The 19,876-nt window shown below is 65.4% G+C and carries 19 protein-coding genes; 3 read left to right on the plus strand and 16 right to left on the minus strand.

Annotated features, from left to right (window positions below; all coding sequences use genetic code 11):
* Positions 1-280 precede the first annotated feature (280 nt).
* Positions 281-1,708, minus strand: coding sequence for an aminotransferase-like domain-containing protein (locus H582_RS0118480; protein WP_028599713.1), 1,428 nt, complete (start codon positions 1,706-1,708; stop codon positions 281-283).
* A gap of 99 nt (positions 1,709-1,807) precedes the next feature.
* On the opposite strand from H582_RS0118480, the gene H582_RS0118485 reads away from it, so the two are divergent.
* Entirely contained in the window at positions 1,808-2,731 is a 924-nt protein-coding gene (locus tag H582_RS0118485) for a DMT family transporter (protein ID WP_028599714.1), read from the plus strand.
* Between the two features lie 122 nt (positions 2,732-2,853).
* Here H582_RS0118485 and H582_RS0118490 read toward each other — a convergent pair whose 3' ends face one another.
* From H582_RS0118490 to H582_RS0118530, 9 genes are all read right to left on the minus strand, one after another.
* Positions 2,854-3,204, minus strand: coding sequence for a Rieske (2Fe-2S) protein (locus H582_RS0118490; RefSeq protein ID WP_028599715.1), 351 nt, complete (start codon positions 3,202-3,204; stop codon positions 2,854-2,856).
* Between the two features lie 23 nt (positions 3,205-3,227).
* On the minus strand, positions 3,228-4,292 hold the full coding sequence (locus H582_RS0118495; RefSeq protein ID WP_028599716.1) for an amidohydrolase family protein: 1,065 nt from the start codon (positions 4,290-4,292) through the stop codon (positions 3,228-3,230).
* 3 nt (positions 4,293-4,295) lie between these two features.
* Entirely contained in the window at positions 4,296-5,834 is a 1,539-nt protein-coding gene (locus H582_RS0118500) for an extracellular solute-binding protein (RefSeq protein WP_028599717.1), read from the minus strand.
* Positions 5,835-5,862: 28 nt separating this feature from the next.
* A complete protein-coding gene (locus H582_RS0118505) occupies positions 5,863-6,723 on the minus strand; it encodes a carbohydrate ABC transporter permease (protein ID WP_028599718.1) in 861 nt (286 codons plus the stop codon).
* 16 nt (positions 6,724-6,739) lie between these two features.
* Entirely contained in the window at positions 6,740-7,600 is an 861-nt protein-coding gene (locus H582_RS0118510) for an ABC transporter permease (protein WP_127464399.1), read from the minus strand.
* Positions 7,601-7,869: 269 nt separating this feature from the next.
* Entirely contained in the window at positions 7,870-10,152 is a 2,283-nt protein-coding gene (locus H582_RS0118515; protein ID WP_028599720.1) for a helix-turn-helix transcriptional regulator, read from the minus strand.
* 279 nt (positions 10,153-10,431) lie between these two features.
* Complete coding sequence (locus tag H582_RS0118520) at positions 10,432-11,319, minus strand: sugar phosphate isomerase/epimerase family protein (protein WP_028599721.1); 888 nt, start codon at positions 11,317-11,319, stop codon at positions 10,432-10,434.
* A gap of 135 nt (positions 11,320-11,454) precedes the next feature.
* A complete protein-coding gene (locus H582_RS0118525; protein ID WP_028599722.1) occupies positions 11,455-12,474 on the minus strand; it encodes a Gfo/Idh/MocA family protein in 1,020 nt (339 codons plus the stop codon).
* On the minus strand, positions 12,471-13,322 hold the full coding sequence (locus tag H582_RS0118530) for a sugar phosphate isomerase/epimerase family protein (protein ID WP_028599723.1): 852 nt from the start codon (positions 13,320-13,322) through the stop codon (positions 12,471-12,473). The genes H582_RS0118525 and H582_RS0118530 overlap by 4 nt, the downstream gene beginning before the upstream one ends.
* A gap of 120 nt (positions 13,323-13,442) precedes the next feature.
* Between H582_RS0118530 and H582_RS0118535 the strand changes: the two genes are divergently transcribed.
* Together H582_RS0118535 and H582_RS0118540 are read left to right on the plus strand one after the other, a co-directional pair.
* Positions 13,443-14,411, plus strand: a complete 969-nt coding sequence (locus tag H582_RS0118535) for an AraC family transcriptional regulator (RefSeq protein WP_052333420.1) — start codon at positions 13,443-13,445, stop codon at positions 14,409-14,411.
* Positions 14,412-14,432: 21 nt separating this feature from the next.
* On the plus strand, positions 14,433-14,627 hold the full coding sequence (locus H582_RS0118540) for a hypothetical protein (protein WP_028599725.1): 195 nt from the start codon (positions 14,433-14,435) through the stop codon (positions 14,625-14,627).
* 72 nt (positions 14,628-14,699) lie between these two features.
* Here H582_RS0118540 and H582_RS0118545 read toward each other — a convergent pair whose 3' ends face one another.
* From H582_RS0118545 to H582_RS0118570, 6 genes are read right to left on the minus strand one after another with little or no spacing between them, the layout of a single operon-like run.
* Complete coding sequence (locus tag H582_RS0118545; RefSeq protein ID WP_028599726.1) at positions 14,700-15,203, minus strand: ferritin; 504 nt, start codon at positions 15,201-15,203, stop codon at positions 14,700-14,702.
* 28 nt (positions 15,204-15,231) lie between these two features.
* Positions 15,232-15,462, minus strand: coding sequence for a DUF1450 domain-containing protein (locus H582_RS0118550; RefSeq protein ID WP_028599727.1), 231 nt, complete (start codon positions 15,460-15,462; stop codon positions 15,232-15,234).
* The gene (locus H582_RS28410; RefSeq protein WP_043111606.1) at positions 15,459-16,169 is read right to left on the minus strand and encodes a DnaD domain-containing protein; all 711 of its coding nucleotides are present in this window, start codon (positions 16,167-16,169) and stop codon (positions 15,459-15,461) included. Before H582_RS28410 ends, H582_RS0118550 begins: the two co-directional genes overlap by 4 nt.
* On the minus strand, positions 16,169-17,467 hold the full coding sequence (gene asnS, locus H582_RS0118560; protein ID WP_028599728.1) for an asparagine--tRNA ligase: 1,299 nt from the start codon (positions 17,465-17,467) through the stop codon (positions 16,169-16,171). Before asnS ends, H582_RS28410 begins: the two co-directional genes overlap by 1 nt.
* 42 nt (positions 17,468-17,509) lie before the next feature.
* Positions 17,510-18,727: an acetate kinase gene (locus tag H582_RS0118565; RefSeq protein WP_028599729.1), complete on the minus strand. Its 1,218-nt coding sequence runs from the start codon at positions 18,725-18,727 to the stop codon at positions 17,510-17,512.
* Positions 18,724-19,596 (minus strand): 3-hydroxyacyl-CoA dehydrogenase family protein, encoded by an 873-nt coding sequence (locus H582_RS0118570; protein ID WP_028599730.1) that lies wholly within the window; start codon positions 19,594-19,596, stop codon positions 18,724-18,726. Before H582_RS0118570 ends, H582_RS0118565 begins: the two co-directional genes overlap by 4 nt.
* Positions 19,597-19,876 lie beyond the last annotated feature (280 nt).

The following is a 19,876-nucleotide window of genomic DNA, read 5'->3' on the forward strand; positions in this document are numbered from 1 at the left end:
ACCCTTTCATTTAACCCTATTCTTTAAAAATGTTCAATATCTCGAATACAATTTATATTTTTGTTAACGTTATGGAGGAGAGGGAATGCCAAAAAACCGCTGCGATCGGCCAAGGCCGAAACCAGCGGTTTCGCTCGAGGGCATGGCGGCGGCGAGACCGGCTAGCCCAGCTTTCCGTGCCGCATGACGCCGAACATGCCGGTCATCCCCTCGTGGCGGGCGAAGCCGTACGAGGTATAGAACGGCTGGATCTCGCCGCATCGGGAGAGAGGCCATCTGCCTATCCCATCCCCTCCGCCGCCTCGAGGACTCGGGCGAGTCCTTCGGCCAGCCGGCGCTCGTCGAGCAGCGAGTAGCTGAGCCGGATCCGGTCCTGCATCGCGTCCAGCGGATCGCAGATCGGTCCCGGGACGAAGGCGGCGGACAGCTCCAGGCTGCGCTCCAGCAGCCGCGAGGCCTGCATGCCCTCCGGCAGCCGCACCCACAGATTGAGTCCGCCGGCGGGACTTTCCCAGCTCCAGCCGGATGCGGACAGCGCCTGCTCCATCGCTTCCTTGCGCATCGAGACGGCGACGCGCAGCTTGGCCAGATGCTCCTGCATCCGGTGCGAAAAGAAGAACGACTGGAACAGCTTCTGCCCGAGCAGCGGCGTGCCGCCGTCCGCCAGCGCCTTGAGCGGACGGATCGCCGCCAGGAGCGGCGGCCTCGCCGCGAGAAAGGCGATCCGCAGCCCGGGCGCGATGTATTTGCTGTAGGAGCGCAAATAGACGACCCAGCCTTCGGTATCGTAAGCGAACAACGGCGCAGGCGGCGGCTCGTGGAAATAAAGGTCCGAGTAGGCCTCGTCCTCGATGAGGATGCAGCGGTAGCGCTCGGCCAGCTCGAGCAGCGCCTTGCGCTGCCGGACCGGCACGGTGTAGCCCGTCGGATTGTGGTACGTCGGGTTGAGGTAGAACAGCTTGGGCCGCTCCGCGGCCATCAGCTTCTCGACCCTATCCAGGTCATAGCCGTCCGGCCGGATCTCGACCGGCAGCATGCGGACGCCGAGCTGGCGCAGCATGTCGATGGCCGGACTGTAGGTCGGCCGCTCGATCAAGGCTTTGTCGCCCGGCTGCAAAAGCGCCCGGAACGCCAGATCCATCCCTTGCTGGGCGCCGGTCGTCACCATCAGCTCCTCGGCCGACAGCTCCAGCCGCCGGTCCTGCATATAGCCCGCCATCGCCTCCCTCAGCTCCCCGTCTCCCATGACCGTGGAGTACGTGCTGAGCAGCAGCGGCTGGCTCGCGATGACCTCCTGAGCGTGCCGGGCGAGGAAACGGTTCGGCAGCAGCGTCGGATCGAGCAGCGCCTCGGACATCCGGTAGCGGACCGCCCGCCGATGGATGTCCGACAGCCGGCTCTCGGCTCCGCAGGCCGTTCCCGCGCCATAGCTCCAGCGGACGCCGCTGCCCGCCGCCTCGCCGGCAGGCACTTCCGCGCGGACGTAATAGCCGCTCCGATAGCTCGCTTCGAGCAGCCCCTCCTCCTCCAGCAGCCGATAGCCTTTGAGCACGGTCAAGCGATGCACGCCGAGCTCCTCCGCCATCGTCCTCACCGACGGAATCTTTTCTCCCGCCGCCCAGCGGCCATGACGGAGCCCGCTGCGCAGCGCCTCCTCCACTCTCTTTCCTTTGGAGCCGATTCCATCGGCCGTCCACGCAGGACGCATCCGCCATCCCTCCCGATCACCGCCTTCATCTGTTCTACTATTGCTCCATCTGGTCGGTTTGTCAATCGTATGATGGTGGCCAAAAGGAGGCTTTTCCTCATGGTCGTTCTGCTCTACTCTCTCATGTGCGCCATCTTCGGCACGACCTTTCTCGTCATCAAGCTCGGCGTGGATGCCGGACTGCCGCCGCTTTTGTCGGCCAGCCTCCGGTTTTTCGCCGCCGGCGCGCTGCTGCTGCTCGGACTGCGCCTGCGCGGCAAGCCTTCCTTCGGCCTGCTCGCGCGCAAGGAAACCTGGCTCATCGGCTGCGGCAGCACGTTCGTCACGTTCGCGACGCTCTACTGGGCGGAGCAGCATCTCGACTCCGGCACGGCCGCCGTCCTGTCGGCCACCGCGCCGATCGCGGTCCTCCTGCTGCAGTCCGTCTTCTGGAAAAAGCGCTCGACGAAGCTGGAGCGGCGCGGCGCGCTCGTCAGCTTCGCCGGCGTCGTCGTCCTGCTGCTGCCGAGCTTGGCGGCGGTCCATCCGGACCGGCTCTGGCTGCTCTCGGCTGCGCTCGTGCTGCTCGGACAGATCGGGTATGCCTCCGGCAGCCTGCTGCAGCGCCGGCTGCTGACGAAGGAGCCGGCGCTGTCTCCGATCGCGCTCAATGGAGGCCAGATGCTGGCCGGCGGCGCCGGCATGGCGCTGCTGTCCCTGCTCACGGAGCGGATCGATCCGTCCGCCGTCGAGCCGCTGCCGGCGCTTGCCTCGCTGCTTTATCTGATCGTCATCGGCTCGATGCTCGGCCACAGCCTGTTCGCTTGGCTGATCCGCGCGACGAACGCCTTTTTCCCGTCCACCTGGCTCTACGTCTCGCCGGCGCTGGCGCTCGGGCTCGGAGCCGCGCTGTACGGCGAGCGGCTGAGCGGCTTCACCGCCGCAGGCTCGCTGATCGTCCTGGCCGGCATCGTGCTGCTGCGGCTCCCGGAGCTGAAGTCCCAGCTGCTCGCGGCCAAGAAGAGAAGCCGGGAAGCGGCATGAGTCCGACCGCCAAAGCGAAAAGCCCTCCTCGGGATCATCCGGGGGGCTTTGCGGCGGCAGCGAGCCGCGATATTCCGAAGCCTTCAATGATTTTCCGCTCCAGCTGTGCATCCAAGCTACATCTAGATCCGGATCCCGACCTTCCCGTCCTCGACGACGACGGGGTACGACCTCACCCGGACGCGCTCGCTGAACAGCGAGCGGCCGGACTTGATGTCGAACTCCCAGCCATGCCAAGGACAGCGGACGATCTCGCCGTCGCGGTCATAGCGGTAGCAGTACACGTCCGACGGAGCGTTCGTGCCGCCCACGCGGCCGGCAAGCATCGGCGCGCCTTGATGCGGGCAGTAGTTGTTCAGCGCATAAAAGCCGTCCTGCAGCCGGTAGACGACGAGCTCCCGCTCGCCGACCGCGACGAGCCGGGCTTCGCCGACGGCCAGCTCCTCCTCGCGGAGGACGACATGCACGGTCATTGGCTTCCCTCCTCCCTCGCCGGTCATCCAAGCCGGTACAGCTGGCGCGCGTTGTCGTAGAACACCTTGCGCCTCGCCTCGGGCTTCAGCTTGCGCAGGATCTTGTCCGGCGCGTCGAAGTCCCAATGCGGATAGTCGCTGGAGTAGAGCAGCATGTTCTCGGCATCCATCATGTTGAACAGATCGGCCAGATGCTGCGGGTTGTCCGGCTCCTCGATCGGCTGCGTCGTCAGATAGCAGTGGTCGCGGACGTACTCGCTCGGCAGGCGCGTCAGCCAAGGCACCGTCGAGCGGAGCGCCTTGTAGTTCTTGTCGAGCCGCCACAGCAGCGGAGCGAGCCAGGCGACGCCGCCTTCGACGAGCACGAGCTTCAGGCCCGGGAACTTGACGAAGACGCCCTCGCAGACGAAGCTGACGAGATGGGCCATGAACATCTGCGACAGGTTCGTATGCCACTCGAGATAGCGGCTCGGATAGCCGGCCGCCGTCGGAGCCGTCGACAGTCCGCCGCCCTCCGCGCCCGGGTGGACGGCCAGCGGCAGTCCCGCCCGCTCGCAGGCCGCGTAGATCGGGTGGTAATAGCGCTGGCCGAGCGGAAATCTCGCGGCGCTGGAGATGATGACCTCGACGAAGCCGGGATGGCCGGCGAGACGGTCGATCTCGCGCGCGGCCAGCTCCGGATCGAGCGTCGAGACGGCGATCGCCGCCTTGAAGCTCGGATGCTTGCCGAGCCACTCGTGCGCGACATAATCGTTGTACGCGCTGCAAATGGCGGCGGCATAGTCGGGATCATGGGTCGTCGAGATGTTGTAGACGACGCCGGTGAGGACGGCCGCCTCGACCTGAAAAGGCTCGATCAGCTGCTCGACGATCAGCTCAGGCACGGAGCCGGCGCGCGCGCCGTTCGGCGGCAGCGCGTCCTTGCGCATGACGCCGACCGGCGACCAGTAGCCCGACATCGCGTAGCCGATGCCGGAGCCCGCCACGCGCGAGCGCCACGGCTCGGGCAGATAGGGCAGCAGCGCCCGGTCCTCCTGCTCGTTGTGGATGTCGGCGTCGATGATCGGATAGGCTGCGTTCGCGGCCATCGCTCAGCCTCCTCCGTAGGTGCGGTCGTAGGCGGTCTGGTACATGGCGAGCAGCTCGTCGGCGCCGAGCTTCTTGAGCTGGTCCGTGAACTGGGCGAACGCCTCGTCGGTCATCGGCGTCTTGCCGGTGATGAACTCAGTCAGCTTCTGATCGATATGCTTGGTCAGGTTCGTCAGCTTGGACTTCTCGAGCTCCAGCTCCTCCTGCGTCTTGACGATCTGCTTGGGCGCCGGCACGATGAACGAGGCATACGACTCGTTGATCGCCTTGGCCTGGTCGCTCAAGCCTGCCTCCCACGCGGCGCGGGACTTGGCGTTGTTGAGCGTGATCATGTCGTACCAGACGCCCCAGTCCTTGCGCAGCGTCGTGAACGGCGACGGGCCGAAGTCCTTATTGTACACCGGCGCTCCGTCCGCCAGCTCATACGTCTTGCCCTCGATGCCGAGCGACAGGTAGTCGCTCCCCTCTTCTCCGGCGAGATAGTCGAGGAACTTGACCGCCCGCTCCTTGTCCTTGACCTTGGCGGAGATCGCCCGGCCGACCGCGCCGACGACCGGACGCGAGAACTGGTACGGCTTGACGCCGTCCGCGGCGAACATCGGCATCGCCCCGAGCTCGAACGAGGCCGTGCCGGCCTGCTTGCCTTTGTCGATCAGCGTCTCGCGGTCCGCTTTCCAGAAGTACGTGACGCTGGATTGACCCCGCAGCAGCCGCTCCTCCCACTGCGCCGGCGTCAGGATCGCATACTCGGGATCGAGCAGCTTCTCGGCGTACAGCTTGTTCAGGAACCGGATCATCTCCTTGTAGCCGTCGCGATACGGAGCGAACGCGTAGTCGCCCGATTCGGGGTCGAGGTTGAAATAGCCCTCGATGCCGGTGAACATGCGTCCGAACACCGTATACAGGCCGGTGTCGCCCGTGATCGCGCTCGTGATGAGCGGATAGCTGTTCGGCTCCTTTTCCTTGAGCGACTTCAGCAGCGCATAGAACTCGTCCAGCGTGCCCGGCGCCTGAAGGCCGTGCTTGTCCATGAGGTCCTTGCGCGTGTACCAGATGAAGTTGAAGCCCTTGCCCTCCGCGTCGCCCTCCAGCACCGGCACCGTGTAGATGCCGCCGTCCGCTCCGGTCGCCACCGCCTTCGCCTCGGGGTACTTCTCGTAGAACGCCTTCAGGTTCGGCGCCTCGTCGAGATAGTCGGCGAGGTTGAGGAACACCTTTTCCGGGCCGTTCTCGCGGCCCTCCTGGTTGGTCACCTGAATGAAGTCGGTCACCGTATTGGTGGCGATCATGATCTGCTTCTTCTCGGCGAGCCCTTCCTGGCTGACGATCTGGAACTCGGGCTTCACGCCCGTCTTCGCCTCGATCTCCTTGAAAATCTCCCAGTCGGACCGCACCTTGCCCTCCGGCCGGTCGTAGACGAGCCAGCTGTAGGAGATCGGTCCGTCCGTCTTCTCCTCGCCCTCTCCGCTGCAGCCGCTCAAGGCGCTTGCGGCAAGCGCCGCGGCAAGCAGCAGCGCCATGCGTGTCGAACTCGACTTCATGAATGGTTGCCCCCTTCTTGAAATAGGCTCAGCCTTTGATGCCGCCGATCATGGCGCCCTGCACGAAATACTTCTGCGTGAACGGATAGACGCACAGGATCGGCACGGTCGCCAGCATGATCATGGCGTACTTGGTCGTCTCCAGATGGGACAGGTCGCCCTCGCCCTGCACCGTCTCGCCGGCGATGAGGATGTTGCGCAGCATGAGCTGCAGCGGATAGCGTCCGCGGTCGTTCAGATAGATGAGCGCGTCGAAGAACGAATTCCACTGGTTGACGGCGCTGAAGAGGCCGATCGTCACCATGACCGGCATCGAGAGCGGCATGACGATCCGCAGCAGCACCTGCAGCGGACCGCAGCCGTCGATGCGCGCGGCGTCCTCCAGCTCCTCCGGCATCGCTTCGAAAAACGTCCGCATGATGAACAGATACCAGGTGCTGATGAGCGGCGGCAGCACGATCGCCCAGATCGAGTCGAGCAGGCCGAGCTTCTGGACGACGAGGAAGGTCGGGATGATACCGCCGCTGAACAGCAGCGTGAAGGCGGCCAGCAGCAGGATCGTCCTGCGGCCCGGCAGCCAGCGCTTGGACAGCGGGTACGCCATCGCGGCGGTCGCCAGCAGCGTGAGCACGACGAAGACCGCCGTGTAGCGGATCGTATTCCAATAGCTCGTCCACAGCTCCGAACGGGCGACGAGCTGCTCGTAGGCGATCCAGGTGATGCGCCTCGGCCAGAGCAGCACCTGGCCGCTGGCGACGAGCGCGTTGTCCGAGATCGAGGCGGAGAAGACGTAGAGCATCGGATAGAGCATGACGGCGGCCAGCAGCAGCATGACGACGACGTTGAAGGCGTCGAACAGCCGCGAGGCGAGGCTTTGCTTGATTTTCACGGCAGCTTGCTCCTCCTTACCACAGACTCGTGTCCGAATGCTTCCGCACGAAGCGGTTGGCCGCGACGACGAGCACGAAGCCGATCGCCGACTGGAACAGCCCGACGGCGGTCGCGAAGCTGAAGTCGGCATCGAGGATGCCGCGGCGGTAGACGAATGTGTTGATGACATCGGAAGTCTCGTAGTTCATCGAATTGTACAGCAGCAGGATCTTCTGGAAGCTCGCATCCATGAAGTTGCCGAGCGTGAGCACGAACAGCACGATCATGATCGGCACCATCCCGCGCAGCGTGATGTGGCGGATCTGCTGGAAGCGGCTCGCGCCGTCGATCTTGGCCGCCTCGTAGAGCGCAGGATCGATGCCCGCGATCGCCGCCATGTAGAGGATCGTGCCCCAGCCGAGCTTCTGCCAGATCTCCGAGCCGACATAGACGGTCCGGAACCACTCCGGCATGCCGAGGAAGGCGATCGGCTCCAGGCCGAGCAGCTGCACGAGCAGCGCGTTCACGATGCCGGTCGTCGGCGACAGGAACGTGACGAGGATGCCGGCGATGACGACGGTGGACAGGAAGTGCGGCATGTAGCTGATGCTCTGGACGATGCGCCGGAAGCGGGCGCTGCGCAGCTCGTGGAACAGCACCGCGAGCAGGATCGGCAGCGGGAAATGGAAGATCAGATCGTAGACGTTGAGCAGGATCGTGTTGCGGATCAGCTTCCAGGCGTCCGGCGTATAGTAGAAGAAGTCGACGAAATGCTTGAAGCCGACCCACTCGCTGCCGAGGATGCCTCGGCCGATGGAGAAATCCTGAAACGCGATGACGATGCCGTACATGGGAACGTACTTGAAGATGATGTAATAAAGCACTCCCGGCAGCATGAGCAGGTACAGCGCCCGATGCTTGCTCAGGGCGGCCAGCAGCCGGCTGCCTCGCGCCAAGCCGAACTCCCCCTTTCCGGTTGCCCCCTTCCGCGGCGGGCTGCCGCAGCAAGAAGCTTGCCCTCAGCTTAGCGGCCATTCGGACCGGGCGTAAAGGGACGCTTTTTTCGCTGCGATCATCGGGGGACGAAACCCGGGAAGCCGCATGGCAGGGCGCTTTGCGCGAAAAAAAAGCGACGCCGAAAAAAAGGCGACGCGGGTTTTGACGGTCAGGATCCGGCCGAGGAGCGGGCCGTATCGCGGTATTGGCTCGGCGTGATGCCTTCATGCTTGCGGAACACCCGATGGAACGAGTTGCGCCCCCAGTACCCGACCTTCTCGGCGATGTCGTCGATGCGCAGATCGGTCGCGAGCAGCAGCTCCTTGGCCTTCTCAAGGCGGTACTTGGCGATGTAGTCGACGTACTTCTCCCCGATCTCCTCCTTGAAGACGCGGCTGAAATATCCGGGCGACATGTTCAGCCGGGCGGCGAACTCGTCGATCGACAGCTCCTTGTCGTAATGGGCGTGGATATAGGTCATGATCTCGCCGAGCCGGGTCGGACGGGAAACGGGGTCCGGCGCGTCCTGCCCGACGAGCTGCCGATGCGCCTGGCGCAGCCACTGCCGGAACTCCGCCTCGCTCCAGCAGCGCTCCAGCCCGGCGAGCAGCCGCTCGGCCGCGGCGGGATCGCCGGTCTCGGCGGAGGGCAGCAGCCGCTGCCAGGCGCGCAGCGTGTCGCCGCACCACTCCCGGAGCCGCGCGCAGGAGGCGCCTGCAGCGGCCAGCCTGGCGGCGCCGTCCAGCGAGCTCACCAGCATCGCCCGGCGGTCGCCCGTCCGCCTGCGGTTGAAGACGACCGCCAGCTCCTGCGCGCTCAGCAGAGCGGGCGGCTCGGCCGCGGCCTGGCTGCGCGCGGGCGCCGCGCAGACGGCGATCGGCTCGCTGCCGACGAGCCGCTCTTCGACGGCCGCCTCGGCGGCGCGCCAGCAGGCGGCGATGCCGTCCGGCGCGTCGAAGCGGCCGCCGATGCCGATCGTCGCGCGGCCGGACGGCAGCTCCCGGCGCAGCGCGAGCCGGATCATCTCGGCCAGCTCGCCGCCGGTGACGAGCAGCAGCGGGTCATCGCCGGCGACGACCGCAATCGTATCCGCCGCCGGCCGCCCCGACAGCACTTGCGTCGGCAGCAGCGCCGCGATGCGCTCCGACAAGCTCGCCGGATCCGGCCGCGGCTCCGTGCGGGACGGGCTGTCCGGCTCATCGTGGAGGCGGATGCAGAACGCATATCCGCATGCCGGCAGCTCCAGGCGGATGCCGAGCGCTTCGGCCTCGCCGCGCAGCTGCGCGGCATCCCGCCATTTTCCCGACAGCAGCCCTTCGAACAGCGACTGCCGCAAGGCGGGATAGCCGTCGAGCGGCGGCGGCGGATCAGACGGATGGCGCTCCGGGGCTTCGGCGAGCGGCCGGTAGATGCGCCGGCTCAGCCAGTAGGAGACGACGCTGCCGACGAGCAGGAACAGCGCCGCGAACAGCAGGATGCCGAGCCGCAGCTGGCGGGCGGGCTTCATGAGCTGGGGCAGGTCGACGAGGCTGACGATCCGGTAGCCCTCGTGGAAGCGCATCGCGGCCGCCTGCAGCACGTAATCGCCGGCCAGCTCCGTCGCGAAGCCGCCGCGGACGTCGCCGCTCGCAGAAGCCGCCAGCCCGCGCAGCTGCTCCGGCCCGACTCCGTCCGTCCGATACGAGCCGGCGATCCGCTCGCCCTCCCGATCGACGAGCGCGGTGCCGGCCGACCAGCGCTCCGGGATGTCGAGCAGGCGGAGCAGCTCCGGCTGCCGGAGGCGGACGACCAGGTACAGATCCGGCGCGGCGCTGTTGAACGGATAGCTGGCCGCCGCGGCCAGCTGGCCGGTGCCCGGCAGGATGAGGTCCATCATCATTCTTCCGCGCAGCGAGGTCAGCAGCCCGTAGCGGAGGCTGTCGTCCATCGGGTCCACGAAGCGGAAATAGTAGGACCGGTCGGTGTACAGGTCGGAATCGACGATCAGCTCGCTGCGGGCCGAGACGACAAACGCCTTTTCCGCGAGCGGATGGCCCTCCAGCCGCTGGAGCTGCTCGCGCAGGGCGAGGAGAGCTTCCGCGCGCTGCTGTTTTTTGGCGTCGGAGACGCTTGCGCCGGCGGAGGCGCCGGCGGGGCCGGAGGCTGGCGCGGCGCCCGAACTGCCGGAGGCGGTCATGCTGCCTGACGGATCGAGGAGGTCCGTCGAGAGGGAGGAGAGCGTGGCGATCATCGCCGTCTGCAGCGTCTCGAAGGACGCCTCGGTCTTTTCCGAGGCGCGGGCGAGCAGCAGCTCGTTCCGCTTCTCGGCGTCGTCCGTTATGAGCTGGAGCACGAGCATCTGCACGAGCGCGGCGGCGGCAAGCACGGGCACGAGGATGAGCAGCAGATAGACGGCGAAATGCCGGCGGAACAAAGAGGCTTTGAAAGAGGGCATGCGGGTCGACAGGTTCATCGTTCTCACCACCTGGGAAAGGGTCGGCAAGCAGGCATGCGGGATTGAGGCGCGACATGACGCGGCCGCGGCCGCCTCTGTCCTTCGCGGGGAATCTAGGTAAAGTATAGACAAGCCGTAATTTAATATCAACAATATGTTAAGTTTATGAAAATAAAAATCAAAGACTCTTCCGGCTCCGCTTCCCGCCTGTCGTCGGATGCTTCGTGCGTCTCGTAAAGCTATGGAACGCAAAGACGGCCATTCTCTGAGAAATGGCCGTCTTTGCTGCCGCGCGCTTCAGTCGCGGAACTTCTTCAGAAACTGCACGGCAGCGGCGATGTCCTGCTCCGGCTGGTCGCCGACCTCGCGCTCGATCGTCAAGTAGCCGCTGTAGCCGATGTCCTGCAGCGCCTGCAGGTAGCCCGGCCAGTCGACGCCGCCCTCGCCGAGCGGCACCTCGCGGAAGTCCTCGCCCTGCTCGGCCGCCTCGGCGATCTTCTCATGGCTCATCGCTTCGAAATCGAAGCCGAGCATGCCGTACACCTTGCGCGGATCGACCTCGTCCTTCAGCTTGATGCCGTCCTTGGCATGCGTATGCACGATGTAGCGGCCGAGCGTGCGCACGCCCTGCACCGGATCGTCTCCCGTCACCATGACCATGTTCGCCGGATCGAAGTTGACGGACAGGCCGTCCGTGCTGAGCTTGTCGAGGAAAGCCTTCAGATGCGCCGCGCGCTCCGGCCCCGTCTCGATGGCGAAGTAGGCGCCTCGGCTCGTCGCGTACGAGCTGATCTCCTCGCAGGCTTCCTGCATCGCCGCGTAGATGTCGCTCTGCTCGTCATCGGGCACGATGCCGATATGCGTCGTGACGATATGGCAGCCGAGATCGAGCGCCAGGTCGAGGATGCGCTTCGACTTCTCGATTTTCCAGCCGTTCTCCTGCCGATCCTGAAAGCCGTGTCCGCCCAGATCGCCGACGAGCGCGGAAATTTCCAGGCCGAGCGAGCCGATATAGTCGCGCAGCTCGCGGCGCGCGGCCGCGTCGAGCCCGTCCGGATCCATTTCGCCGGATACGGCATAGATCTGCACGCCGTCCGCGCCGACCTCCTTCGCCTTGCGCAGCCCCTCGCGCACGCCGACCTGGAAGCTGTCGACGATGACGCCGATCGGATTGTTGATGCCCATGACGATCCCGCTCCTTTGCCCTTTTGTTCAGGCCCCCGCGAAGGCAGGCCGCTTGCTCCTCATTGTAAAGGCTGTCCGGCAAGCGGAGCTAGAACAGCGATGCGGCCGAGTTGGACATTTGTGCGGCGGGCTTCCTCAGCCGACCGGCACCCATTCTCCGCGGCGGTCGGCCGAGGCGATCTCGGCGGCGACGATGCGGATCGTCGCCTTAGTGCTCTCGGGATCCGCTTCCTCGATCGGGGCGCCTGCCAGCAGCCGCTCGACGAAATAACGGAGCTCGTAGTAGTATCCCTCTCCGGGAGCCAGCGCCGCCTCGTAGCCTGGCGCGCCGTCCGGATTGACCCGCAGCCTGCCGCCGGCGAGCTGGACGTTTCCGCGCTCGAACGTCACGCGGAAGCCCATTTCGAAGCCGTAATCGCCGTTGAGCGTCCAGTCGACCTGGGCATGCACGATGCGCGGATCGGCATACCGGTAATGCGTCGAGACGATGTCGTAGCCGCTGCCGGGAATGACGTTCAGGCCGACGGCCGACACCGCCTCCGGCTTGCCGAACAGCCAGTTGACGACGTCCGCGTCATGGACGTGCATGTCGAGGATCGCGCCTCCGCCCTTGTCCTTGTCGAGCACCCACGGTCCCCAGCTCGGCGTGCCGCCGCCCCGGTAAAAGGAAGCGTACGTCACCTCGCCGAGAACGCGGGCGTCGATCAGCCGCTTCAGCTCGACATAGGCCGGCCAGAAGCGCAGGCATTGCCCGATCATGAGCGACCGGTCCGCAGCGGCTGCCGCCCCGATCATCGCCTCGCATTCCGCCTCGTCCATCGCCATCGGCTTCTCGCACAGCACATGCAGGCCCGCCTGCAGGCACTGGATCGTCACGTCCTTATGCAGGTAGGTCGGCAGCGTGATGTCCACCGCATCCAGCTGTTCGCGGGCCAGCATGTCGGCGACCGACTCGTAGGCGGCATACGCGCTCAGATCGGTGACGCTGCCGCCCGCGGCCAGATTGCCGCCGCTCCCCTCGCCGCGCAGCTTGGCCGGATCCGCGTCGCAGATCGCGGCGATCTGCACGGCGACTCCTTCTCGCTCCAGCTGCCGGTAGTTCTCCAGATGCGCCTTGCCCATGAAGCCCATGCCGATGAGGCCGATCCGGATCATGACCGCACGCTCCTTCCGAGGATGGCGTCCATCGCCGCCGACGTATTGAAGACGATCTGCTCGCCATGATGCGCATAGGACGGGATCATCTCCGCCGTCACGTAGCTGTCGTACCCGATCGCTTCCAGCTCGCGCACGACCGCCGGGTAGTCGACGTCCCCGGCCAGCAGGTCCACGAAGCCGTGCAGGCCGCCGGCGGCGCGCCGGTAGTCCTTGAAGTGGACCTTCTTGATGCGCTTGCCGAGGATCGGGATCCAGTGCTCCGGATAGCCCCCGTGCAGGGCGTTGCCGACGTCGAAATAGCTGCCGACCGCCGGCGAGCCGACGGCGTCGATGAAGTCTCTCATTTCCAGCGGCGACAGCAGGAACTTGTTCCACACGTTCTCGATGCCGATGCTCACGCCCAGCCTCTCGGCATCGCCGGCCACCTCCCGCAGCGCCTCCAGCGCGCGCTCGTAGGCGACGTCGTAGCGGACGGCCGGAGCGTCCGGCAGAAAGTCGACGCCGACCGCCCCCGGCACGATCAGAATCGTATCGACCTCCAGCAAGGCGGCGAACTCCAGCTGCCGGCGGACGATCGCCTTCGCCTTGGCGCGCGTCTCGCCGTCGCCGCTCGTAAACGGATACGACCAATACAAGCCGCTGGCCAGGCTGGCGATCTCGATGCCGATGTCCCGCGCCAGCTTCGCATAGGCCTCGATCTGCTGCGGCGTGCTTTCCAGGCTGAGCTCTCCCGTCTCCTCCAGCGCCAGCTCGATGCCGTCGAAGCCGGCCTCCTTGGCGAGCCTCAGGCTCCGTTCCACCGTCGTTCCCGCGGGAAACGACCAGGCGTTGATTCCTTTTTTCATCGTCTCGCTCCTCCTTCAGGCATGATGGCCATCCGCCATCGCCATCCGCCATCAGTATAGCTCTCCCGGAGTCCGTCCGCTTTGCCATCAGCGCCGCCGGATTTGCATTTTTGTGGTAAGATGGGAGCACAACCTGCGCCATGGAAAGGAGCGGTCGAGCTGGAGTTCCATCCGCTGACGCTGAGGCAGGAGCTGGCCGTCGAGCAGCTCATTTCCTTCCACTATTTCGAATATCCGAAGGGCTATCTGTTCGAGGGAGAGTCGCATGACTTCTGGGAGCTGCTCTATGTGGACAAAGGCGAGGTCGAGGTCCGCGCCGACGACCGCCTGCTCCGCTTGAGCCAAGGCAGCATCGTCTTCCACAAGCCCGGCGAGTTCCATACCGTCCGGGTCGGCGAGGAGCATCGGCCGCCGAACCTGATCGTCGTCGCCTTCGTCTGCCGCAGCCCGCTCATGGACCGCCTGCGGGACTGGACCGCCGCGCTGGAGGACGGAGAACGGGCGTGGCTGTCGATGCTGCTGCGCGAAGGCTTCGCGAGCTTTCAGCCTCCCTACCACAACCCGCTCGTGCATGAGCTGCGCCGCGCGCCGGACGCGCCTCCGGGGTCGGAGCAGCTGCTGCGCCTGTCGCTGGAGCTGCTGCTGCTCAGCCAGATCCGCAAGAGCGGCGATCCGTTGCGCCAGGGGGGCGCGCCCGCGATCCAGCCGCTGCCGGCGGAAGGCGCGGACGCGATGGAGCGGCTGGAGGCGTTCGTCGCCGAGCGCATCGGGCTCGGCGAGACTCCGACGCTCGACGACCTGTGCCGCGCCGCCCATCTCGGCCGCAGCCGGCTGCGCGAGCTGACGCAGCAGCATGTCGGGACCGGGCCGATGGAGCTCGTGCGCCGGCTGCGGCTCGACGCAGCCAAGTCGATGATCCGCGAGCGGCGCTACAGCCTCACCGAGATCGCCGACCGCCTCGGCTACTCGAGCCTCCACTACTTCTCGCGCGACTTCAAGCGCCTGACCGGCATGGCGCCGTCCGAGTACGGACGCACCGCCCTGGCCGCCGCAGGCCTGCTCGCGCAGCCGGGACCGGCGAAGCTCTGACCTTGGAAAGGAGCAATCGGAATGGGACCTCATTTGGGGAGAGCCTACGGCATCTGGATTTTTCCCGCCTTCGTGCTGATCGTGCTCGCCGCCGGCTGGCTGAACGGAGATAGGGCATCGACAAAAGAAACGTTCGAATGGCTGACCGACTACGCGGCGCCATGGATCATCATCATGCTGCTGCTCGTGCTCATCCGCCGTCTGCCTCGACGCTGAGCCATGCTGAAAAACGAAGCCCGCCTCCAGCTGGAGACGGGCTTCGTTTTTCGGTTGCGAATGGAACCGGCTCTATTCCGCCGGAGGCGTGAACGAGCGGTTCGCGAACTCGGCGTCCAGCATGTAGAAGGCGTTGCTGTCGGACTCGATCCGCTTGAGCTTTTGGATGATGCCGTCGAAGAGGGCTTCCTCCTCCACCTGCTCGTCGATGAACCACTTCAGGAAGTAGATCGTCGCGTGCTCGCGCTCGTCGAGCGCCAGGTCGGCCAGATGGTAGAAGTTTTTCGTATTCTGCTGCTCGTGCCGGTAGCCGTGCTCGAACACGTCCAGCATCGAATCGTACTCGTTCTTCGGCTCGCGCAAAGCCTGCAGCGTGGCGCGGCGGCCGCGGTCGTTGAGGAACTTGTAGATCTTCATCGCATGGAAGCGCTCCTCCTCGGCCTGGACGAGGAAGAAGTTGGAGAAGCCCTCCAGGCTCTGCCCGGAACAATGCGCCGCCATGGCGAGATACACATGGGCGGAGTAGAACTCGAAGTTCATCTGGTCGTTGAGCGAAGCGGCTAGCTGGTCATTCATCGGAATTCCTCCTTGGATGCGGATAGGGCTAGTTTCGGCGCTCCTTCTCGACCCGCTCCAGCACGCGCCGGGCCAGCTTCTTGGGCTGGCCGGCCTGCACGACGCGGCCCTTGACGACGGCGAAGCAGCGCTCGCGGCACAGCCGGCAGCTGCCGAGGCAGGGCGACTTGCGCAGCTCGATGCCGGGCTCGTCCTTGAGCCTGCGGTAGGCGGGCTTGGACAGGAGCTTCAGGTTGCGCCGGCAAAACCGGATCTTCACTTGGCTCCGCCGCGGAACTTGCGGCTGTGGACGCGCGCTTCCTCCGGCGTGGTGACCCGGTTGCGGCTCCACTCCAGCAGGATGCGGTCGATATAGGTGAAATGCAGCTTGCCCGCGAACACGGCCTCGCGCAGCGCGAAGCGGATCAGCTCGTCGCTGTAGCGGTCCTGGTCCAGCCACATGCTGATGCGCTCGCACTCCATCGGGGAGAGCGGACGGCCGAATTCCTGCTCGAACACCGAGAACAGGTCCGTCGCGGCGGCAGCGGCAGCCGGACGCGGACTCGGCGCCGCCGGCGCGGAGGCGGAACGGTCCGCCTCCGCCGTCCACTCGGCCGCGCGCTCCAGCCAGCCCTGCCAGTTGTAGCGCTCGTAGCGGATGCCGCTGACGCTGTCGAGCGTCTCGTCGATGCGCAGGAAGCCTTCCTTCATGAGGCGGCCGAGCTGCTGCTGCACCGAGCGCGGCGAGATGCCGAGGCGCGTGGCAAGCTCCTCCGGCGTCGGAAAGTCATTGCGCTCCGTATCGCGGAACGCCATCAGCTGCAGCAGCAGCATGAAGTCCGCGTCTCCGAGCCCCAGCTCGCGATAGGAGCGGAGCAGCAGCGCCGGCAGGAAGACGCCTCCCTCGCCCATGACGCGGGCGAGCGCCTCGGCATGGGCGCCGCTGCCGCTGCCGCTGACGCTGCTGCCCCGGTCGCCAGGCCGCATCAAGGATACAGCCGGTAGAGCGTGCGCGGGAACGCGATCGTCTCGCGCACATGCTCCAGCCCGCAGATCCAGGCGACCGTCCGCTCCAGGCCGAGGCCGAAGCCGGAGTGCGGCACCGTTCCGTACGTACGCAGGTCCATGTACCATTGGTACGCCTCGAGCGGCAGGTTATGCTCCTCGAAGCGCTGCGCCATCAGCTCCGGATCGTCGATCCGCTGCGAGCCGCCGATGATCTCGCCATAGCCTTCCGGCGCGATCATGTCGGCGCACAGCACGACCTCCGGACGGTTCGGGTCCGGCTTCATGTAGAACGACTTGATCGAGGCCGGATAGTGCGTGATGAACACCGGACGGTCATGCGCCTGGGCGATCGCCGTCTCGTGCGGAGCGCCGAAGTCCTCTCCCCACGGCACTTCGAAGCCGTTGTTGTTGAGGAAGTCGATCGCCTCGTCGTACGTGATGCGAGGGAACGGCGCCTGGATCGCCTCCAGCTTGGAGATGTCGCGCTCCAGCGTCGTCAGCTCCGGACGGCAGTTGTTCACGACGCTCTGGACGACATGGGCGACGAACTGCTCCTGGATGCGCAGCGACTGCTCGAGGTCGACGAACGCCATTTCCGGCTCGATCATCCAGAACTCGATCAGATGGCGGCGCGTCTTGGACTTCTCGGCGCGGAACGTCGGGCCGAAGCTGTACACCTTGCCGAGCGCCATCGCCGCCGCTTCCATGTACAGCTGTCCGCTTTGCGTCAGGTAGGCGTCCTCGTCAAAATATTTCGTATGGAACAGGTTCGTCGTGCCTTCCGCCGACGTCGGCGTGAGGATCGGCGGATCGACCTGCGTGAAGCCGTTCGTATCGAAGTATTCATTGACCGCGCGCTTGATCTCGGCGCGGATCGTCAGCACGGCGCGCTGCTTGGGCGAGCGCAGCCACAGATGGCGGTGGTCCATCAGGAAGTCGACGCCATGCTCCTTGGGCGTGATCGGGTATTCCTGGGTCACCTGGATGATCTCGATGCCTTCGACGACGAGCTCGTAGCCGGACGGGCTGCGCGGCTCCTCCTTGACGAGGCCGGTCACGTACAGGGAGCTTTCCTGCGTCAGCTTGCCCGCCTGCTCCCAGGTGTCCTCGCTCACCTCGGTCTTGGCGACGACGCCCTGGATGAAGCCGGTGCCGTCCCGCAGCTGCAGGAAGGCGATCTTGCCGCTGGAGCGCTTGCGCTGCAGCCATGCGCCGATGCGCACGCTTTGGCCGACATGGCCGGATACTTCTCGGATGGTGACGAGGGAATCATTCATGATGGCGGTTGGCCCCTTTCGTGTGGATGGATCTGGAATGGATCAGGCCTGCTCCGCTCCGCGCTGACGGGCCAGCTTGAACGTGTCGCGGGCGATGAGCAGCTCCTCGTTCGTCGGCACGACCATGACGGCCACGGACGAGTCCGGCGTCGAGATGACCCGCGCCTCCTTGCTGCGCTGGGCGTTGAGCTCCTTGTCCAGCTTGATGCCGAGGAACGTCAGGCCGTCGCACACATGCTCGCGCAGGACGACGGAGTTCTCGCCGACGCCGGCCGTGAACAGCAGCACGTCGATGCCGTTCATCGCCGCCGCATAGGCGCCGATGTACTTTTTGACCCGGTAGGCGTACATCTCGAAGGCGAGCTTCGCGTTTTTGTCGCCGTCGAACATCGCCTCGGTAATCTCGCGCATGTCGCTGCTGAGCCCGGAGATGGCGAGCAGGCCGCTATGCTTGTTGAGCATCGAGTTGACCTCGGAGAGGGTCAGGTCTTCCTTGTTCATCGTGTACGGCACGATCGCCGGATCGAGATCGCCGCTGCGCGTGCCCATCATGAGGCCCTCGAGCGGCGTCATGCCCATGCTCGTGTCGAACGACTTGCCGTGCAGGATCGCCGTCGCGCTCGCGCCGTTGCCGATATGGCAGCTGACGAGCTTGAGCTCCTCCAGCGGACGGCCGAGCACCTCGGCGGCGCGCTCGCTGACATAGGCGTGGCTCGTCCCGTGGAAGCCGTAGCGGCGGATCGCATGGCGCTTGTACAGCACCATCGGCACCGGATACAGATACGACTGCTGCGGCATCGTCTGATGGAACGCCGTGTCGAACACGACGGCCTGCGTGACGCCCGGCAGCACCGCCTCGACGGCCGTGATGCCCATCATATGGGCCGGGTTGTGCAGCGGCGCCAGGTCGAACAGCTTGCGGATCTCCAGCTTCGTCTCCGGCGTGACGACGGCCGATTCCTTGAACGCCTCGCCGCCGTGCACGACGCGGTGGCCGACGGCGTCGATCTCCTGCACCGAGCGCAGCACGCCGTGCTCGGGATGGGTGAGCATGTCCAGCACGCGCTTGATCGCGCTCGTATGCTCCAGGATCTCGTCGACGATCCGCACCTCGGGACGGCCCTCCGGCTCATGGGTGACGATCGAGGAGTCCATGCCGATCCGCTCGACGCGCCCGCTCGCGAGCACGGACTCGTCCTTCATGTCGTACAGCTGGTACTTCAGCGAGCTGCTGCCCGCATTGATGACGAGAATGTTCATACGCGGTCACCGTCCTCATCGTAAGTGAAGAAGCCCGCGCCGCTCTTGACGCCGAGCTGTCCGCCCCGCACCATCTTCTTGAGAATGAACGACGGGCGGTATTTCAGCTCGCCGTACTCGCGGAACATCGACTCCAGCGCGGCATGCACGGAGTCGAGGCCGAAGCGGTCGGCCATCTCGAACGGCCCGTGCTGGAACGAGTAGCCGATCCGCATCGCGCTGTCGATGTCGTCGACCGACGCGACGCCCTCCTCGAGGATGTGCAGCGCCTCGTTGATGAACAGGCAGATGAGCCGCGTCGTGATGAAGCCCGGCGACTCGAACACCATGACGCCCTTCTTGTCGATCACCTGCTCGACGAAGCCCTTGGTCGACTTGAACGTCGCGTCCGACGTGCGCAGGCCGCGCACGATCTCGACGAGATCGACCTTGAACACCGGATAGACGAAGTGCATGCCGATGACGCGCTCCGGATGCGCCGCCGCGCTCGCCAGCTCCGTCAGCGACAGCGTCGACGTATTGCTCGCGAGGATGACGTCCGGCGGGCAGGCGCGGTCCGCCGCGGCGATGATCGCCTTCTTGCGCTCCAGGTCCTCGGTGATCGTCTCTATGATGAGCTCGCATTGGGAGAAGTCGCTCATGTCCGACACTCCGTGGATGCGGTTCAGGATCAGCTTCTTCTCCGCCTGCGTCAGCGCCCATTTCTCGATCTGCTTGTCCAGGCTGATCTCGATGCTGCGAAGTCCCTGCTCCAGCTTGGCCGGCGTAAGCTCCATGAGGAATACGTCCATGCCTTTGTACGCAAGCATTTCGGCGATGCTCTGGCCCATCGTGCCGGCACCGATGACACCGATCTTTCTAAAATTCACAGTAGGTCCGCTCCAATCTGAAAAGCCTCTATTCTCTCTAAAGCCGCCCCTTATTATACCTTTCCAAGGGGCTGCTGCACAATGTTCCCGGATCTGTATTTTGCACAATCCGGTGACCGAAAATCCGCGCCGCTGCTGGATTTTTATGCGTCAGCGCGGCGATGGGAAGTCACAGATCCGCCCTAATCGGACCCGGTCTGGCGCATTCCTGGCCGCATCGCTCGGCCGCTGCCCGAGCGCCTCCCCAGACAGCATAAAAGACGGGCCGGCGGCCCGTCTG

The organism is Paenibacillus pasadenensis DSM 19293 (assembly GCF_000422485.1).
GTDB classification, from domain to species: domain Bacteria; phylum Bacillota; class Bacilli; order Paenibacillales; family Paenibacillaceae; genus Paenibacillus_O; species Paenibacillus_O pasadenensis.

Bases quoted from the DNA above. Each gene is read 5' to 3' on its own strand.
- H582_RS0118510 (WP_127464399.1), bottom strand. From the start codon at position 7,600: ATGCTGCCGGGAGTGCTTTATTACATCATCTTCAAGTACGTTCCCATG.
- H582_RS0118535 (WP_052333420.1), top strand. From the start codon at position 13,443: ATGGGAGCACAACCTGCGCCATGGAAAGGAGCGGTCGAGCTGGAGTTC.
- asnS (WP_028599728.1), bottom strand. From the start codon at position 17,467: ATGAATGATTCCCTCGTCACCATCCGAGAAGTATCCGGCCATGTCGGC.
- H582_RS0118530 (WP_028599723.1), bottom strand. From the start codon at position 13,322: ATGAAAAAAGGAATCAACGCCTGGTCGTTTCCCGCGGGAACGACGGTG.
- H582_RS0118540 (WP_028599725.1), top strand. From the start codon at position 14,433: ATGGGACCTCATTTGGGGAGAGCCTACGGCATCTGGATTTTTCCCGCC.
- H582_RS0118485 (WP_028599714.1), top strand. From the start codon at position 1,808: ATGGTCGTTCTGCTCTACTCTCTCATGTGCGCCATCTTCGGCACGACC.
- H582_RS0118565 (WP_028599729.1), bottom strand. From the start codon at position 18,727: ATGAACATTCTCGTCATCAATGCGGGCAGCAGCTCGCTGAAGTACCAG.
- H582_RS0118545 (WP_028599726.1), bottom strand. From the start codon at position 15,203: ATGAATGACCAGCTAGCCGCTTCGCTCAACGACCAGATGAACTTCGAG.
- H582_RS0118490 (WP_028599715.1), bottom strand. From the start codon at position 3,204: ATGACCGTGCATGTCGTCCTCCGCGAGGAGGAGCTGGCCGTCGGCGAA.
- H582_RS0118520 (WP_028599721.1), bottom strand. From the start codon at position 11,319: ATGGGCATCAACAATCCGATCGGCGTCATCGTCGACAGCTTCCAGGTC.
- H582_RS0118525 (WP_028599722.1), bottom strand. From the start codon at position 12,474: ATGATCCGGATCGGCCTCATCGGCATGGGCTTCATGGGCAAGGCGCAT.
- H582_RS0118480 (WP_028599713.1), bottom strand. From the start codon at position 1,708: ATGCGTCCTGCGTGGACGGCCGATGGAATCGGCTCCAAAGGAAAGAGA.
- H582_RS0118515 (WP_028599720.1), bottom strand. From the start codon at position 10,152: ATGAACCTGTCGACCCGCATGCCCTCTTTCAAAGCCTCTTTGTTCCGC.
- H582_RS28410 (WP_043111606.1), bottom strand. From the start codon at position 16,169: ATGCGGCCTGGCGACCGGGGCAGCAGCGTCAGCGGCAGCGGCAGCGGC.
- H582_RS0118495 (WP_028599716.1), bottom strand. From the start codon at position 4,292: ATGGCCGCGAACGCAGCCTATCCGATCATCGACGCCGACATCCACAAC.
- H582_RS0118500 (WP_028599717.1), bottom strand. From the start codon at position 5,834: ATGAAGTCGAGTTCGACACGCATGGCGCTGCTGCTTGCCGCGGCGCTT.